This window comes from Allobosea sp. R86505 (assembly GCF_042466375.1).
GTDB lineage: Bacteria > Pseudomonadota > Alphaproteobacteria > Rhizobiales > Beijerinckiaceae > Allobosea.
Genome location: NZ_JAXHPY010000001.1, coordinates 1,641,835 through 1,657,715, shown reverse-complemented (window position 1 = coordinate 1,657,715; position 15,881 = coordinate 1,641,835). Strand labels below are relative to the sequence as shown.

Annotated in this window: 13 protein-coding genes; 9 read left to right on the top strand and 4 right to left on the bottom strand. The window is 66.8% G+C overall.

Translation table 11 applies throughout. From position 1 onward, the window contains the following. Positions 1-165: 165 nt before the first annotated feature. On the bottom strand, positions 166-1,686 hold the full coding sequence (locus SJY11_RS07925; protein WP_376986052.1) for a peroxidase family protein: 1,521 nt from the start codon (positions 1,684-1,686) through the stop codon (positions 166-168). A 1,075-nt stretch (positions 1,687-2,761) separates the two neighbouring features. Next, positions 2,762-3,985 carry an IS256 family transposase gene (locus SJY11_RS07920; protein WP_376986051.1) on the bottom strand — a complete coding sequence of 408 codons (1,224 nt, stop codon included), beginning with the start codon at positions 3,983-3,985 and terminating at the stop codon, positions 2,762-2,764. Between the two features lie 639 nt (positions 3,986-4,624). Here SJY11_RS07920 and SJY11_RS07915 point away from each other — a divergent pair. The 6 genes from SJY11_RS07915 (at position 4,625) to SJY11_RS07890 (ending at position 9,454) form a co-directional block, all read left to right on the top strand. Next, positions 4,625-5,194: an NUDIX hydrolase gene (locus SJY11_RS07915; protein ID WP_376986050.1), complete on the top strand. Its 570-nt coding sequence runs from the start codon at positions 4,625-4,627 to the stop codon at positions 5,192-5,194. An 86-nt stretch (positions 5,195-5,280) separates the two neighbouring features. Next, on the top strand, positions 5,281-5,580 hold the full coding sequence (locus SJY11_RS07910) for a metal-sensing transcriptional repressor (protein WP_376986049.1): 300 nt from the start codon (positions 5,281-5,283) through the stop codon (positions 5,578-5,580). Positions 5,581-5,608: 28 nt separating this feature from the next. After that, complete coding sequence (locus tag SJY11_RS07905; protein WP_376986048.1) at positions 5,609-6,721, top strand: S-(hydroxymethyl)glutathione dehydrogenase/class III alcohol dehydrogenase; 1,113 nt, start codon at positions 5,609-5,611, stop codon at positions 6,719-6,721. A gap of 167 nt (positions 6,722-6,888) precedes the next feature. Next, positions 6,889-7,728: an S-formylglutathione hydrolase gene (gene fghA, locus SJY11_RS07900; protein WP_376986047.1), complete on the top strand. Its 840-nt coding sequence runs from the start codon at positions 6,889-6,891 to the stop codon at positions 7,726-7,728. 113 nt (positions 7,729-7,841) lie between these two features. Then, positions 7,842-8,210 carry a YciI family protein gene (locus SJY11_RS07895; protein WP_376986046.1) on the top strand — a complete coding sequence of 123 codons (369 nt, stop codon included), beginning with the start codon at positions 7,842-7,844 and terminating at the stop codon, positions 8,208-8,210. 32 nt (positions 8,211-8,242) lie between these two features. Beyond that, entirely contained in the window at positions 8,243-9,454 is a 1,212-nt protein-coding gene (locus SJY11_RS07890; protein WP_376986045.1) for an RNA polymerase sigma factor, read from the top strand. Positions 9,455-9,485: 31 nt separating this feature from the next. Here SJY11_RS07890 and SJY11_RS07885 read toward each other — a convergent pair whose 3' ends face one another. Next, entirely contained in the window at positions 9,486-10,253 is a 768-nt protein-coding gene (locus SJY11_RS07885) for an SDR family NAD(P)-dependent oxidoreductase (RefSeq protein WP_376986044.1), read from the bottom strand. A gap of 198 nt (positions 10,254-10,451) precedes the next feature. On the opposite strand from SJY11_RS07885, the gene SJY11_RS07880 reads away from it, so the two are divergent. The 3 genes from SJY11_RS07880 to SJY11_RS07870 all read left to right on the top strand — a co-directional run bounded on the left by SJY11_RS07880 (position 10,452) and on the right by SJY11_RS07870 (position 14,221). Continuing rightward, complete coding sequence (locus tag SJY11_RS07880) at positions 10,452-11,489, top strand: L-idonate 5-dehydrogenase (RefSeq protein ID WP_376989276.1); 1,038 nt, start codon at positions 10,452-10,454, stop codon at positions 11,487-11,489. Positions 11,490-11,606: 117 nt separating this feature from the next. Beyond that, positions 11,607-12,950 (top strand): phosphoglucosamine mutase, encoded by a 1,344-nt coding sequence (gene glmM / locus SJY11_RS07875; RefSeq protein WP_376986043.1) that lies wholly within the window; start codon positions 11,607-11,609, stop codon positions 12,948-12,950. Positions 12,951-13,318: 368 nt separating this feature from the next. Next, positions 13,319-14,221: an outer membrane protein gene (locus SJY11_RS07870; protein WP_376986042.1), complete on the top strand. Its 903-nt coding sequence runs from the start codon at positions 13,319-13,321 to the stop codon at positions 14,219-14,221. Positions 14,222-14,294: 73 nt separating this feature from the next. Here the strand turns inward: SJY11_RS07870 and gpmI are convergent, their stop codons facing one another. Then, on the bottom strand, positions 14,295-15,821 hold the full coding sequence (gene gpmI / locus SJY11_RS07865; RefSeq protein ID WP_376986041.1) for a 2,3-bisphosphoglycerate-independent phosphoglycerate mutase: 1,527 nt from the start codon (positions 15,819-15,821) through the stop codon (positions 14,295-14,297). Between the last annotated feature and the right edge of the window lie 60 nt (positions 15,822-15,881).

Sequence of the window (15,881 nt, the reverse complement as noted above, 5' to 3'; positions counted from 1 at the left end):
GGCGCCGCCGCGAGCTTTGTGGCTTAGTTTGATCTGCCGGGGGCCGGCAGGCGGCCCCCCGTTAGTCTTAAAACGCCTCGCCCATGATACGCGCGCAATGGGGCCGAATGGGACCTGACGCTCGATATTAGGACCCTCATGGGGAACGCCCCATGAGGGCAACCTTCAAAAGACGCCGGCGAAGCGCAAGATGTCGCTAATCTCGTTGATCACGCCACCGACCCCTGGTTTGACGTCAATGCCGTTGGCACGCACGGCGCCGTCATGCCGATGGTAAAGATAGCTCGACGGATCGTTCTTGATGAGGCCGATCACCGTTTCACAGACGATCCGGCTGCCAACCTCGCCGAGGCGTTCCCCATTCTGCTGCACCTGGGCCTCGCGCAACACATAGTACCAGAGCGGCGATCGGTGATGGAACGAGTAGGTCTCCAGCACATCACGGATGCCTGCATCCTCGCCATCGAGAATTTCGGCAGGCTTGAGCGCAAGGACGCCGAAAGCATCGGCCACCGCTTGGCCGATGGGGATCGACAAATTCTTGCTCCGCAAGAGGTTCGAGCGCGCAAGGTGGCCCAGCACCGGGTCGTCGGTCCGATTGCCGAGAGTTAGAGATCCAAGACCACGCGCAATCTTGGTGTCGAGCTTGCGTGTATGTTGTACGTTGGACCCGCCCCTTGCGAAGAAGTTCCAGTCGATCGTGAAAAGCTTCTTCAGTTGCTGAGATCCGTCGGGCGCCGCATCGAAGAACTGGTCCTTGCCAGCAAATCCGAGCATCTCATTGATCGGGACCAGCGGCGCAGCGGCATTCGCCTGGTATGAGGGCCTGATCATAGTGTGCGCAAATCGGAATCCGGCCACCGAAAATTCGAGAGGCATGAAGGAGCCGCCTTGGCCAGCGGCGTTGCCGAAGAAGCGGGGACCGTTGGCAAGCGTATCATCGACGATCAGTGGCTCGCACACTGTTTTCAGCCAGTCATGGACGACGACATACTGGAAGGCCCATGCGCACAACTGGCGGGCTCGGATATAATTCGCTGCAGCACTGCTGCCCGACTGAGCCGCGTGGACGGCGTTGTAGAACGCCATCATCGCATACTGGAGCTGGCTAAGATTGGGATTCTCGTCATTGCGACCATCGGGAATGATCGCGCTTCGCCCCGGTCCCCTCAGGACATCCCGCCGCCCCGCGTCTTGAAATAGCTTAAGTTTGAAGTTGGCATCGTAGAGCACCCGCGAGTTTGTCTGCGCCGGCTTCGGCCCCCCGAGCCCGGCAAGACCGGGGGCTTCGCCGAACACGCTGTCGAGATCGAAGCCGGGACGGCGACCGTTTCGGAGATTGGCCACGATGAAATCGGGGTCGAGCGGGTGGACCGGCTCGGCCCGGCCGACGCTGGTGACATTGCCTTCGCGGTCCGTGCGCGCGGTCGTATCGTGATCGATGAACTGGCCGAAATAGGTGTAAATGGCGGGTATCGCGGACTCGTGGGGGTCCGCCGGCGGCTCTAGGTCATCAGTGGCCATGGCGGTGCCCAAGGCCCGCAATCCGGTCGTACTTTCTTCCGAGTTCGGAACGAGACACAGTTTCGAACGTGCCGCCTCAGGAAAGAGATAGTCGAAACGGGTAGAAAAGAGAATCTCGTCTTCGCTGACAATGCCGTTCACGTGACTGATGCGCTCAAACATCTTACACCTCCAACAACGGGAATGAACAGGCCACACTATCGGATCAGAGCCGCACTGAGAGGGATAGGTCGCTAAAATTTAAATCGATTTAACAAATTGAATCCTTCAGCGCGCATTTCTCATTACTCTCTTTAAAATATACGGTCAACGCCGCACAAAACTGCTAGGGAGACGTTGAATTTATAGTCTATGAACATGAATATATAAGTATATTTTCCTAATATTTACGTAAAATCGAATCCGATGATGACTTTCTCTTGGCGACTGAATTTGGTGGCGCTGTGGCCACCGAGATGGGCGAAGGCCGCGCCAGAAGAGGGCCGCTGGGGCGCGCCCTCATCCCTGCCGTACCCTCTCCTTCCGAAGGGAGAAGGAGGCTGACTTATCCCCGGAGCAACATTCTCACCCTAAGATGCACCACCTCATCCCCGAGGGCCGCCATCCGGAAGGCACGCCGTTGGCGGGGATGGGCGCGGCGCCTGCGGCCAGCCTTGCAAGCAGGACTCGGGAGGCTTCGGGGCGCCGCCCTGGGGACACTAGGATCCCTGTGCGAGGAGCTCGCTGGACCGGTCGATGGCGTCAGGCCCTCGTCCCATGCCGGAGTAGACGCGACAACCCGATGAGGGGCACTGGCGTCGAAAGGGCTCGCGGCGGAGGCTGGCTTTCGACCCGATAAGCGCGGCCCGGAGTCAAAAATCGCCGACAGGCGGAGCGCCACGGGGCGTGCGGATGGTGGCTCAATCCATCCGCGCCGCATCCTGGCTCTAGGGATGCGGCTAGTCTACCCAACGCGCCTCGCGGCGCTCCGCTGCCCCTCGTTTGTGACGCCTGCGTGCGAGCGCGGGCGGGGAATTGCTGTGCGCGCTTGAGGTGAAGCGCGGGGAACCCTTCTCCCGGATGGGAGAAGGGCAGGGATGAGGGACTGCCGCTGATCATTGAAACGCGACGGAGCCGTGGCGCCTTCTGGCTGCATCGGCAGGCCCTCATCCAGCGCTCCGCGCCACCTTCTCGATCGTGTCCCTGATGGTGGTGTAGCTTCTTGGAGCCACCACGTTGCCGGCTTTGGCCGGGCTGGTCAGGCGGCCACGGCTGGCAGGCTGACGATGGGATCATCGCTGATCGGCGCGATGCTTTCCAGCGTGATGTAGCGGGCGCGCTGGACGGCCCATTCGTCGTTCTGTTCGAGCAGGATCGCGCCGACGAGCCTTGTGATGGCGGCCTCGTTGGGGAAGATGCCGACGACCTCAGTCCTGCGCTTGATCTCGCCGTTGAGGCGCTCCAGCGGGTTGGTTGAGTGCAGCTTGGCGCGGTGCTGCGTCGGGAAGGTCATGTAGGCGAGGACGTCGGTCTCGGCCGTGTCCATCAGGGCGGCGAGCTTGGGGACGGTCGGCCTGAGCTGGTCGGCGACCCTGCGCCATTGCTGGCTCGCAGCGGCCGCATCATCCTGGGCAAACGCCGTGGCGATGAAGGCAGAGACGACACGCCGCCCGGAGCGGCCGGCATGGGCGAGCGCGTTTCTCATGAAGTGAACCCGGCAGCGCTGCCAGGTCGCGGTGAGGACCTTCGAGACGGCCGCCTTGATGCCTTCATGGCTGTCGGAGACGACGAGCCTCACCCCGCGCAGGCCGCGCCGCGCCAGCTTGCGCAGGAAGGCGGTCCAGAAGGTCTCGGCCTCGGAAGGGCCGATATCCATGCCCAGAACCTCGCGCCGGCCGTCGCTGTTGACGGCGACGGCGACGATCACCGCCACCGAGACGATCCGGCCGGCCTGGCGCACCTTCACATAGGTTGCGTCGATCCAGAGATAGGGCCAGTCGCCCTCGATGGGACGATCGAGGAAAGCCTGGACTCGTTCGTCGATCTCCTCGCAGAGACGGCTGACCTGGCTCTTGGAGATGCCGCTCATGCCCATCGCCTTGACCAGGTCGTCGACCGAGCGGGTCGAGATGCCCTGGATGTAGGCCTCCTCGCCAATTGCTTCGCATTTGGCTGGGATCACCGCCGTCAGCGCCTTCTCGGCCATGCGGCGCGGCTCGAGGAAACCCGGGAAGTAGCTGCCCTTCCTCAGCTTGGGGATGCGCAGCTCCACCGTGCCGGCGCGCGTCTCCCAGTCTCGCTCGCGATAGCCGTTGCGCTGCGCCAGGCGCTCCGGGCTCTTCTCGCCAAAGCCGGCGCCGGTCAGGCCGCCGACCTCCAACTCCATCAGGCGCTGCGCGGCAAAGCCGATCATCTCGCGCAGAAGATCGGCGTCAGGGCTCTTCTCCAGCAGCCCGCGCAGGTTCATCATCTCGTCGGTCATCGGGGATCTCTCGGTTCAGGGTTGGATCTCGCAACCCAAACCTAACCGGCAATCGCCGATGACCACCCGCAGCTACACCACGCTGTGGGACACGACCGCCCGGAGTCGTCAAATCGCCGACAAGCGGAGCGCCACGGGGCGTGCGGATGGTGGCTCAATCCATCCGCGCCGCATCCTGGCTCAACGGATGCGGATTTCAGGCTACGCGCCTCGCGGCGCTCCGCTGCCCCTCGTTTGTGACGCCTGCGTGCGAGCGCGGGCGGGGAATTGCTGTGCGCGCTTGAGGTGAAGCGCGGGGAACCCTTCTCCCGGATGGGAGAAGGGCAGGGATGAGGGACTGCCGCTGATCATTGAAACGCGACGGAGCCGTGGCGCCTTCTGGCTGCATCGGCAGGCCCTCATCCAGCGCTCCGCGCCACCTTCTCCCATCCGGGAGAAGGGAAGAGGCGGCGCGGTTGCGGAGCCTCTCTCGTCCCGAGTTGCTCGGGGCGAGCCCGAGCATGACGCGCGTGAGGCGCGGGGAACCCCTCCCCCTTGTGGGGAGGGGGGTATCGCGTTGCGCTTCCGGAGCCTCTCCCGCGAGGGGAGAAGGGACGAGCGCTGCTGCCAACCCGCCCTCGAATCGGCTAGACCCACGCCATGATCCAGACCTTCCCCGCCCGCCTCGCCGAAGCCGTCGCGCGCTACCGCGCCGAGATCGCCGGCCCGCGCGAACATCTCTCGCTGCTGCGCTGGCAGATCGATCAAGGTCATGCGCTCGACTCGCGCGACACCTTCCCCGGCCATGTCACCACCAGCGCCTATGTGCTCTCGCCCGATCACAGCCGCATCCTGCTGATCGACCATGTCGTGATCGGCCGCTGGCTCCAGCCCGGGGGGCATTGGGAAGAAGCCGAGAGCTTCCACGCCTCCGCCGCGCGCGAGGCGCTGGAGGAGACCGGTGTGCAGGGGCTTCGCCTGCATCCCTGGCACGAGGGAACCGACCTGCCCTTCGTCATCGACAGCCACGACGTTCCAGGCAAGCCGGCCCGCGGCGAGCCGGCCCATATCCATCACGACCTGCAATATCTCTTTCTCGCCGATCCGGCGGCGCCGCTCGTCGCCCAGATCGAGGAGGTCCACGCCGCCGCCTGGAAGCAGCTGGCCGAACTCGCCGACATCGCCCCGCTCGGCCTGGCGCGGATCCGCAGCCTGACGCCGGTGGGCTGAGGCTGCGGCGCCGCGGCCGCGTTGACGGCTCAGGCCCGGCAACCTAGAACGGCGGGACGATACACCCCCCCAGTATCGGGGAGCCCATGCCGCACACGCCCGAAGAGAAGAAGCGCGCCGTGACGCGGCTCAAGCGCATCCGCGGCCAGGCCGATGCGCTGATCGCCGCCGTCGAGCGCGGCGAGCCCTGTGGCGCGCTGCTGCAGCAGCTGTCGGCCCTGCGCGGCGCCGCGACCGGGCTGATGGCGGAGGTGCTGGAAAGTCATCTGCGCGAGACGCTGATGGGCCAGACCTGCGGCGGCCACGACGACCGTGACCATGCACCGGCGAGCGAGCCGGCCGAGATCGGCGAGATCATGCGCGTGATCCGCCCCTATCTGAAATGACCCGAGAAACCGAGGAAGGAACCGCCCGATGAAGACCCGCGCCGCCGTCGCCTGGGAAGCCGGCAAGCCGCTCACCATCGAGACCATCGAGATCGGCGGCCCGAAGGCCGGCGAGGTGCTGGTCGAGGTCATGGCGACCGGCATCTGCCACACCGACGCCTACACGCTGTCGGGCCTGGATTCGGAAGGGAAATTCCCGGCGATCCTCGGCCATGAGGGCGCCGGCATCGTCCGCGAGGTCGGCGCCGGCGTGACCTCGCTGAAGCCCGGCGACCATGTCATCCCGCTCTACACGCCCGAATGCCGCAGCTGTAAATCCTGCCTCTCGCGCCGGACCAATCTCTGCACCTCGATCCGCTCGACGCAGGGCCAGGGCGTGATGCCCGACGGCACGAGCCGCTTCTCCTGCGATGGCGGCGAGGTGTTCCACTACATGGGCTGCTCGACCTTCGCGAACTTCACCGTCCTGCCCGAGATCGCACTCGCCAAGGTCCGCGAGGACGCACCCTTCGACAAGATCTGCTACATCGGCTGCGGCGTCACCACCGGCATCGGCGCGGTGATCTACACCGCCAAGGTCTGGCCGGGCGCCAATGTCGTGGTCTTCGGGCTGGGCGGCATCGGCCTCAACGTGATCCAGGGTGCCCGCATGGTCGGCGCCGACAAGATCATCGGCGTCGACATCAACCCGGCCAAGCAGGAGATGGCGCGCAAATTCGGCATGACCGACTTCATCAACCCGAAGGAGGTCGGCAACGACAAGGTCGTCCAGGCGATCGTCGATCTCACCGGCGGCGGTGCCGACTTCTCCTTCGACGCCACCGGCAACGTCAACGTCATGCGCCAGGCGCTGGAATGCTGCCATCGCGGCTGGGGCGAGTCGATCATCATCGGCGTCGCCGAGGCCGGCAAGGAGATCGCGACGCGCCCGTTCCAGCTCGTCACTGGCCGCGTCTGGAAGGGCACGGCTTTCGGCGGCGCGCGCGGCCGCACCGACGTGCCCAAGATCGTCGACTGGTACATGGAGGGCAAGATCAACATCGACGACCTGATCACCCACAAGCTCAGCCTCGACGAGATCAACCACGGCTTCGACCTGATGCATGAGGGCAAGTCGATCCGGAGCGTGGTGGTCTACTGAGGCCATCCGTCATTCTCGGGCGAAGCGCAGCGCAGACCCGAGAATCTCTGGCCGGAGGAGGAGCGCCTCTCCGCAGAGCACGCCTGCCCCATAAAAGGCACTGGTTTCCGAGATGGTCGGGTCAAGCCCGACCATGACGGCCACGACCAGAGCATAAGGAACACCCCATGGAACTCCTCTCGTCCTCGAAGGCCTTCGGCGGCTCGCAGCGCGTCTATCGCCACCAGAGCGAGGCTTGCGCCTGCCCGATGACCTTCGCGATCTTCCTGCCGCCGCAGAGCGAGGACGGGCCGGTGCCGCTGCTCTGGTATCTCTCGGGCCTGACCTGCACGCATCAGAACGTCATGGACAAGGGCGAGTACCGGGCTGCTGCCGCGGCCAATGGCATCGCCATCATCTGCCCCGATACCAGCCCCCGCGGCGAGCACGTGCCCGACGAGCCGGGCAACTGGCAGCTCGGCTCCGGCGCAGGGTTCTATCTCGACGCCACGCAGGCGCCCTACGACACGAACTACCGGATGGAGAGCTACATCCGCGACGAGCTGCCCGAGCTGGTCGCGCGGCATTTCCCGGTCGATATGGGCCGCCAGGGCATCTTCGGCCATTCCATGGGCGGCCATGGCGCGATCACGCTCGCGCTGAAAAACCCCGATCGCTACGCCTCCGTCTCCGCCTTCGCGCCGATCGCCCAGCCCTCGACCGCCGGCTGGTCGCGCCCGGCCTTCGAAAATTATCTCGGCCCCGACGAGAGCGCGTGGCGTCCCTACGATGCGACGCTGCTGATCGCCGACGGCCATCGGGTGAAGGATCTGCTGGTCGACCAGGGCACCGCCGACGGCTTCCTTGAGGAGGGCCTGCGGCCGCAGCTGCTCGAAATCGCCTGCGCCGCCGCCGGCATTCCGCTCGAGCTGCAGATGCGCGAGGGCTACGACCATTCCTACAACTTCATCTCGACCTTCATGGCCCAGCACATTGCCTGGCATGCGCAGCGGCTGACGAAGGCCTGAGCGGACGGCCTGCGGATTATTTTCGAACCGCCTGTCGAAACCGGCAGGGGCTGGACGTCATCATGGCAGCCGGGGGATGGTTCTCCGGCGTCAGTTGACGAGGAGTTCGCCCCATGCAGTACATGCTCATCTTCCGCGAGACGGACACCGAATTCGGCCTGCGCGACGATCCCGAAAAGGCTCCCGCCTATTGGGGCTCGTGGATGGCCTATGTCGGCGCGCTCAACCAGGCCGGCGTCGTGGTCAGCGGTGCCGGCCTGCAGCCGCCCCACACGGCCACCATGGTCCGCATGCGCGACGGCCGGCGGCAGGTGCAGGACGGCCCGCATCCCGACACCAAGGAGCAGCTCGGCGGCTATTTCGTCATCGACGTGCCCGACCTCGACGCCGCGCTCGACTGGGCGGCGCGCAGCCCGGCCTCGGCCTATGGCTCGACCGAGGTGCGCCCGGTGCTGCCGCCCCCGCCGCCGCCGGCCGGCTGATGGCCGGCGAGGCCGGTGCACATAAGGCGCGGATGGCGGCCGATCTCGCCGCCCGCGCCTCCTATGGCCGCCTGCTCTCGCTGCTGGCCCGGGACTGGCGCGATCTCGCGGCCGCCGAGGATGCGCTCGCCGAAGCCTTCCGGCTGGCGCTCGACCACTGGCCCTCCGACGGCGTCCCGGCCCGTCCGGACGCCTGGCTGCTGACGGCGGCGCGTCGCCAGCTGATCGACGGACGGCGCCGCCAGACCATCCGCGCCGCGGCGGAGCCGACCCTGACCCTGCTGGCGGAGCAGGATGCCAGCGCCGACGGCGCCGCCTTTCCCGATGAACGGCTCAAGCTGCTCTTCGTCTGTGCCCATCCGGCGATCGACGCCGCCGCCCGCGCACCGCTGATGCTGCAGGCCGTGCTGGGTCTCGATGCCGCCCGCATCGCCCAGGCCTTCCTGACCTCGCCCGCGGCGCTCGGGCAGCGCCTGGTGCGCGCCAAGGCCAAGATCCGCGATGCCCGCATCGCCTTTGTCATTCCCGAACAGGCCGAGTTGCCCGGGCGGCTCGATGCCGTGCTGCAGGCGATCTACGCCGCCTATGGCAGCGGCTGGGACGATATCGCCGGTGCCGATCCCCGGCGCCGCGGCCTCGCGGAGGAGGCGATCTGGCTCGCGCGGCTCGTGATCCAGCTCCTGCCCGAGGAGCCCGAGGCGCGTGGCCTGCTCGCGCTGATGCTGCATGGCGAGGCCAGGCGCGAGGCCCGCAGGGCGGCCGACGGCGCCTTCGTGCCGCTCGCCGAGCAGGACACGGCGCGCTGGTCGACCCCGCTTATCAAGGAGGCGGAAGCCGAACTGGCGCAGGCCGCCCGGCATGCGAGTTTGGGGCCGTTCCAGCTGGAGGCGGCGATCCAGTCCGTCCATGCCGCCCGGGCGGTGACGGGGCGCACCGACGCCACAGCCCTGGCCCGCCTCTATGAAGGGCTGGCCCGGCTCGCACCGACGACCGGCGTGCTCGTCAGCCGGGCCGCGGCACTGGCGGAGGCATCCCACCCGCAGGCCGGGCTCGCGGCCCTGGCCGAGCTGCCACCCTCTGACGTCCTGTCCTATCAGCCCTACTGGGCTCTCAAGGCTCATCTGCTGCGGCGGTCAGGACAGGACGGGGCTGCCCGGGACGCCTATGACCGCGCGATCGGCCTGAGCAGCGACCCGGCCGTGCGCGATTTCCTGATGCAGGCGTCTCGGCGCCCGCCGGACTGAACCTGGGCTTTCGAGAAGCGGGCGGCCGGCCTCACACCACCGCGGTCAGCCCGCCATCGACCATCAGCAGATGGCCGTTGACATAGTCGGATGCCGCCGACGACAGGAAGATCGCCGCGCCAACCAACTCTTTCGTCTCGCCCCAGCGCCCGGCCGGGGTGCGGTTGCAGACCCAGGCGGTGAAGGCTTCGTCCGCGATCAGCGCCTTGTTGATCTCGGTAGTGAAATAGCCGGGGCCGATCGCATTGGCCTGGATGTTGTGCTTGCCGAGCTCGGCGGCGAGCCCGCGCGTCATCATCTTCACCGCGCCCTTCGAGGCCGTGTAGGGGATGATCGTCGCGCGTCCGAGTTCGCTCATGACCGAGCCGATGCTGATGATCTTGCCGCGCTTGCGCGGCAGCATCCGCTTGGTCACAGCCTGGGTGACGTAGAACACCGAGTGCAGGTTGGTCGCCATCACCTGGTGCCAGCCCTCGACCGGGAACTCGTGGATCGGCGCGCGCTTCTGCATGCCGGCATTGTTGATGAGGATGTCGATCGGCCCGATCTCGGCCTCGATTGCAGCGACGCCCGCCTCGACAGCCGCCTGGTCGGTGACGTCGAAGGGCGCGACCGAGACCTTGCGGCCGGCCGCCGAAATCGCCTGCGCGGCGCGCTCGAGCTTTGCCCTGTCGCGTCCGTTCAGCACGACATGAGCGCCGGCTTCCGAGAGCCCTTCCGCCAGCGCCAGCCCGATGCCCTGGCCGGAGCCGGTGACGAGGGCGATCCTGCCCTCCAGACTGAACAGCGACAGAGACATGGCGGACCTCTCCAAGGGATCGCCGGCATCTTTCGAATTGCGCCGGCTCGGCGAAACTGGGTAAGCAGCTTTCAATCGATTAGACAATATCGGCGAGGCTGTCGGGCCTCCCTCAGCCCTCATCCAGAGGAGCCGCGCTCCTGCGGAGCGCTCCTCAGGATGAGGGCTGAGAAGAACGCCAACATCAGGGAAGAAGCCATGCGCGCCGTCGTCATCCACGCCGAAAAAGACCTCCGTGTCGACGAGGTCGCCACGGCTGAACCCGGTCCGCGGCAGGTCCGCGTCCGAATCGAGGCGGGCGGCATCTGCGGCTCGGACCTGCATTACTACCTGCATGGCGGCTTCGGCACGATCCGCGTGCGCGAGCCGCTGATCCTCGGCCACGAGATCGCGGGCCGGATCGAATGCGTCGGCGCCGAGGTCACGCGCGTCAAGGTGGGCGACCGCGTCGCGGTCAATCCCAGCCGCGCCTGCGGCCATTGCCGCTACTGCCAGATGGGCCAGCAGCAGCACTGCACGGACATGCTATTCTACGGCAGCGCCATGCGCTTCCCCCATGTCCAGGGCGGCTTCCGCGAGATGCTGGTGATCGAGGAGCGCCAGGCGGTCAAGGTCGCCGACCATGTCACCGCGGCCGAAGCCGCCTTCGCCGAGCCGCTCGCGGTTTGCCTCCATGCCGTCAAGCGGGCCGGCCCGCTGCTGGGCAAGCGCGTCCTCGTCACCGGCTCGGGGCCGATCGGCATCCTCACCATCATCGCGGCGAAGGCCGCCGGCGCGGCCGAGATCGTCGCCACCGACGTGGTCGACGGCCCCCTGCCGACGGCACTCAAGATGGGCGCCAGCCGCGCCATCAACGTCATGGCGGAGCCGGAGCGGCTGAAGGCCGAATACGGCGCCGAGAAGGGCGCATTCGACGTGATGTTCGAGGCCTCGGGCAATCAGCATGCGCTGACCGGCGCCTTCGACGTGGTGCGCTCCGGCGGCGTGATCGTGCAGATCGGCGTCGGCGGGAACTTCACCCTGCCGATGAACGTCGTCGTCGCCAAGGAGTTCGACCTGCGCGGCTCCTTCCGCTTCCACGAGGAGTTCGACTGGGCGGTGGCGATGATCGGCTCGAAGACGATCGACCTCTCGCCGCTGCTGACCGCGACGATCCCCGTCGAGCGCGCGATCGAGGCCTTCGACCTCGCCGCCGACAAGTCGAAGGCGATGAAGGTCCAGCTCGCCTTCGGGTGAAGTGAGCTTTCTCTCAGCCCTCATCTACGATCCGTCACAAATCGTGACGAGCCGGAAACCTATTCCCGCTATAAAACGCAGCCGAGCGGGCGCCTCGCCCGGTTGGACGGACACGACATGACACGCAAATATTTCGGGACCGACGGCATTCGCGGACGCGCCAATGGCGTGATCACGCCGGACCTCGCCCTCAAGGTCGGGCAGGCCACCGGCCTCGCCTTTCACCGCGGCTCGCACCGCCACCGCGTCGTGATCGGCAAGGACACGCGCCTCTCCGGCTACATGATCGAATATGCGATGGTCGCGGGCTTCACCTCGGTCGGCATGGACGTGATGCTGCTCGGCCCGATGCCGACGCCGGCGGTCGCCATGCTGACGCGCTCGATGCGCGCCGATCTCGGCGTGATGATCTCCGCCTCGCATAACGCCTATGAGGACAACGGCATCAAGCTGTTCGGTCCCGACGGCTACAAGCTGAGCGACGAGGTCGAGAGCGAGATCTCGGCTCTGATCGATTCCGATCTCTCGCCGCGCCTGTCGTCCTCGCCGACGCTGGGCCGCGCTAAGCGCATCGAGAGCGCCCATGCGCGCTACATCGAATTCGCCAAGCGCACCCTGCCGCGCAACATGGACCTGGACGGGCTGCGCATCGTCGTCGATTGCGCCAACGGCGCCGGCTACAAGGTCGCGCCCGAGGCGCTCTGGGAGCTGGGAGCCGAGGTCATCGCGATCGGCGTCGAGCCCGACGGCTTCAACATCAACAAGGATGTCGGCTCGACCGCGCCCGCGGCGCTGATCGCCAAGGTCCGCGAACTGCGCGCCGATATCGGCATCGCGCTCGATGGCGACGCCGACCGCGTGCTGATCGTCGATGAGCGCGGACAGGTCGTCGATGGCGACCAGCTCATGGCGGTCATTGCCCGCACCTGGCAGGAGGATGGCCGCCTGTCGCAGCCCGGCGTGGTCGCCACCGTGATGTCCAATCTCGGGCTCGAGCGCTATCTGGCGGCGCTGGGCCTCAGCCTCGCCCGCACGGCGGTCGGCGACCGCTATGTGCTGGAGCACATGCGCAGCCACGGCTTCAACCTCGGCGGCGAGCAGTCCGGCCACATCATCCTGTCGGATTTCGGCACGACCGGCGACGGCCTGGTCGCGGCGCTGCAATTGCTGGCGGCGGTCAAGCGGCAGGACAAGCCGGTCTCCGAGGTCTGCCACGCCTTCGAGCCGCTGCCGCAGATCCTCAAGAACGTGCGCTACGCCAATGGCAAGCCGCTCGAGAAGAAGCCCGTCGTCAGCGCCATCGAGGCGGCGCGGCAGATGCTGGGCGAGAGCGGCCGCCTCGTCATCCGCCCCTCCGGCACCGAGCCGGTGATCCGCGTCATGGCGGAGGGCGACGACCGCGACCTCGTGATGCGCGCCGTCGATGACATCGTCGACGCCGTGACGAAGGCCGCCGCCTAGAATTAGGTCGTCTGCCCTCCCCGTCATCCTGGACGAGCGGCACAGCCGCGCAGGCCGGGATCCATCATAGGGCACCGTTGCATTCAATGATGGATCCCGGTCGACCTACGGTCGCCCAGGATGACGGAGATGGCAGAGGCATCACCGGTGACGCTGCCCCGCATCCGATGCGTGTGCACCGACGCCAAGCGTCAACAGCCTCACCACCCACCCATTAACCTCTCGGCAAGTCTTCAGGCCCGCTTCAGACTTTTTTGAGGTTAATTCCTAAGGTTAAGTCTCGTTTAAGGAATTCCCGGCATCGTCTCCTCGTCGGTAACAAGCGTGGGCTGCGTATTCGGCGCCGCGCAAACTCGAGGGACACTGCCATGGGCAGCCTGAAAACTTTTGCGCTGGCAAGCGCCATGGCGCTCGGGGCGTCCGCCGCCGCTGCCGCCGATCTCGCCTACGCACCGCCCCCGCCGCCCCATGAGCCGCTCGGCCTCAAGGGCACGATCAGCAGCGGCTTCTATCTCCGCGGCGACGTCGGCGTCGGCTCGCAGTCCTATGACGAGCTGGACGTGAAGCTGAACAACGGCCCCGTCGCAGCCGCGGCCGGCGTCACCTCCTTCTCCACCGTCAAGCCGGATCGCGGCTTTGCCGCCTTCGCCGGCGTCGGTATCGGTTATCAGTTCAACAGCTATCTGCGCTTCGACCTGACCGGCGAATACCGTGGCGCTTCCTTCAACGGTCGCGATCAGCTCTCCTACAATTTCGGTGTCCCGACCAACCAGACCAATGTCTACCGCGCCGATGTCGCCACCTTCGTCGCGCTCGCCAACGCCTATATCGACCTCGGCACCTGGAACTGCCTGACGCCTTATCTCGGCTTCGGCATCGGCGTCGCCAACCATTCGGTCAGCGGCCTGACGGACCAGGGCGTCAACCAGGCGGTGGGCGCGGCTTTCGCCAACGCCTCCTACGCCTATGGCGACTCGGCCGACAAGACCAACTTCGCCTGGGCGCTGATGGCCGGCGTCTCCTACGACGTCACCTCCAATCTCAAGCTCGACATCGGCTATCGCTACCTGAACATGGGCGACGGTCCGACGATCGGCCTGCGCGGCGCCAACGGCCTGCTCGCCAACCCGAGCTCCTCGGTCCGCTTCAAGGGCATCGACAGCCACGACATCCGCATCGGCATGCGCTGGAACTTCAGCGACCCGAACTGCTGCGGCCCGGTCGAGAAGCCGATCGCCTACGCGCCGGCCCCGACCGTCCGCAAGTACTGAAGCGAGACAACGTTCCAATCGAGACGGCGCGGACCCCGGTCCGCGCCGTTTGCGTTTGGAAAGAGGGCAGCGCTCAGCGCAGCAGCGACGCGCCCGTCATCTCGGCCGGCTGGGGCACGCCGAGCAGCGCCAGCAGAGTCGGCGCGACATCGGCCAGGCGCCCGTCTGCCAACCCGGCGGCACCGCTGCCGATCACCATGACCGGGACGGGATTGGTGGTGTGGGCGGTATGCGGCGCCCCCGTCTCGGGATCCACCATCAGCTCGCAATTGCCATGATCGGCGGTGACGAGCAGCGTGCCCCCTGCGGCCGCGACCCCATCGGCGATGCGCCCGAGCCCTGCATCGACCGCCTCAACCGCCTTGATCGCAGCAGCCAGCACGCCGGTGTGGCCGACCATGTCGGGATTGGCGAAGTTCAGCACCACGAGATCGTAGCGGCCCGATGCGATCGCCTCGACGGCGCGCTCCGTCAGTTCGGGAGCCGACATCTCCGGCTGGAGATCATAGGTCGCGACCTTCGGCGAGGGCACCATCACCCGGTCCTCGCCGGTCAGCGCCGTCTCCTCGCCGCCATTGAAGAAATAGGTGACGTGCGGGTACTTCTCGGTTTCCGCCATGTGGATCTGGGTGAGACCCGCCTTTGAAACGGTTTCGCCGAGCCCGTTGGCCAGCGTCTGCGGCGAAAACAGCGCCGGCATCACCGCATCGAGTTCGGCGCCATAGGAGGTCATGCTGACCGCCTTCGCCAGGATCGGCCGGCGCGGCCTCGAAAAGCCGCCGAAGCCGGGCAGCAGCACAGCATCGAGGATCTCGCGGATGCGGTCGGAGCGGAAGTTGAAGCTCAACAGCCCGTCGCCGTCCTCGATGCCGGCATAGCTGCCGATCACGCTGGCCGGGATGAATTCGTCGGTGACGCCCTGAGCATAGGCAGCCTCGATCGCGGAGACGGTGTCGATGAATTCCGGCCCCTCGCCCAGCACCATGGCCCGCCAGGCGTGCTCGACACGCTCCCAGCGGTTGTCGCGATCCATGGCGTAGTAGCGGCCGGTCAGGCTGGCGATCACCGCCTGCGCCGGCAGGGCGGCGGCGAACTCGCGGACATAGCCGGCAGCCGAGCGCGGCGGCGTATCACGCCCGTCGGTGAAGATGTGGACCCTGACCGGGATGCCCTGCTCGACCAGCAGATGCGCCAGCGCCACCGCATGGTCCTGATGCGCATGCACGCCGCCGGGCGAGACCAAGCCGAGCAGATGGCACGCCCCGCCGCTCGCCTGGAGCGCGTCGACCAGCCCGCTCGCCGCCAGCGCCTGCGCCAGCGAGCCGTCCGCGATCGCCTGGTTGATCCGCGGCAGGTCCTGCATCACGACGCGGCCGGCGCCGAGATTGAGATGGCCGACCTCGGAGTTGCCCATCTGCCCGGGCGGCAGGCCGACATCGAGCCCCGAGGTCTTCAGGAAGGCATGGGGCGAGGCGGCCCAGAGCCGGTCGAAATGCGGCGTCGCGGCGAGGCGCACCGCATTGTTCTGCGCCTCCTCACGCCAGCCCCAGCCGTCGAGGATCATCAGCATGACGGGGCGCTTGGCGGCGGTGGCGGACATGACGACCTGTGAGAAACTGTGAAGCCCCGCTGTGCGGATAACATGCGCCGCAGCGCCATT

What these genes read in the sequence shown, in the direction of transcription:
- SJY11_RS07925 (WP_376986052.1), bottom strand. Translation starts at nt 1,686, where the DNA reads ATGTTTGAGCGCATCAGTCACGTGAACGGCATTGTCAGCGAAGACGAG.
- SJY11_RS07920 (WP_376986051.1), bottom strand. Translation starts at nt 3,985, where the DNA reads ATGACCGACGAGATGATGAACCTGCGCGGGCTGCTGGAGAAGAGCCCT.
- SJY11_RS07915 (WP_376986050.1), top strand. Translation starts at nt 4,625, where the DNA reads ATGATCCAGACCTTCCCCGCCCGCCTCGCCGAAGCCGTCGCGCGCTAC.
- SJY11_RS07910 (WP_376986049.1), top strand. Translation starts at nt 5,281, where the DNA reads ATGCCGCACACGCCCGAAGAGAAGAAGCGCGCCGTGACGCGGCTCAAG.
- SJY11_RS07905 (WP_376986048.1), top strand. Translation starts at nt 5,609, where the DNA reads ATGAAGACCCGCGCCGCCGTCGCCTGGGAAGCCGGCAAGCCGCTCACC.
- fghA (WP_376986047.1), top strand. Translation starts at nt 6,889, where the DNA reads ATGGAACTCCTCTCGTCCTCGAAGGCCTTCGGCGGCTCGCAGCGCGTC.
- SJY11_RS07895 (WP_376986046.1), top strand. Translation starts at nt 7,842, where the DNA reads ATGCAGTACATGCTCATCTTCCGCGAGACGGACACCGAATTCGGCCTG.
- SJY11_RS07890 (WP_376986045.1), top strand. Translation starts at nt 8,243, where the DNA reads ATGGCGGCCGATCTCGCCGCCCGCGCCTCCTATGGCCGCCTGCTCTCG.
- SJY11_RS07885 (WP_376986044.1), bottom strand. Translation starts at nt 10,253, where the DNA reads ATGTCTCTGTCGCTGTTCAGTCTGGAGGGCAGGATCGCCCTCGTCACC.
- SJY11_RS07880 (WP_376989276.1), top strand. Translation starts at nt 10,452, where the DNA reads ATGCGCGCCGTCGTCATCCACGCCGAAAAAGACCTCCGTGTCGACGAG.
- glmM (WP_376986043.1), top strand. Translation starts at nt 11,607, where the DNA reads ATGACACGCAAATATTTCGGGACCGACGGCATTCGCGGACGCGCCAAT.
- SJY11_RS07870 (WP_376986042.1), top strand. Translation starts at nt 13,319, where the DNA reads ATGGGCAGCCTGAAAACTTTTGCGCTGGCAAGCGCCATGGCGCTCGGG.
- gpmI (WP_376986041.1), bottom strand. Translation starts at nt 15,821, where the DNA reads ATGTCCGCCACCGCCGCCAAGCGCCCCGTCATGCTGATGATCCTCGAC.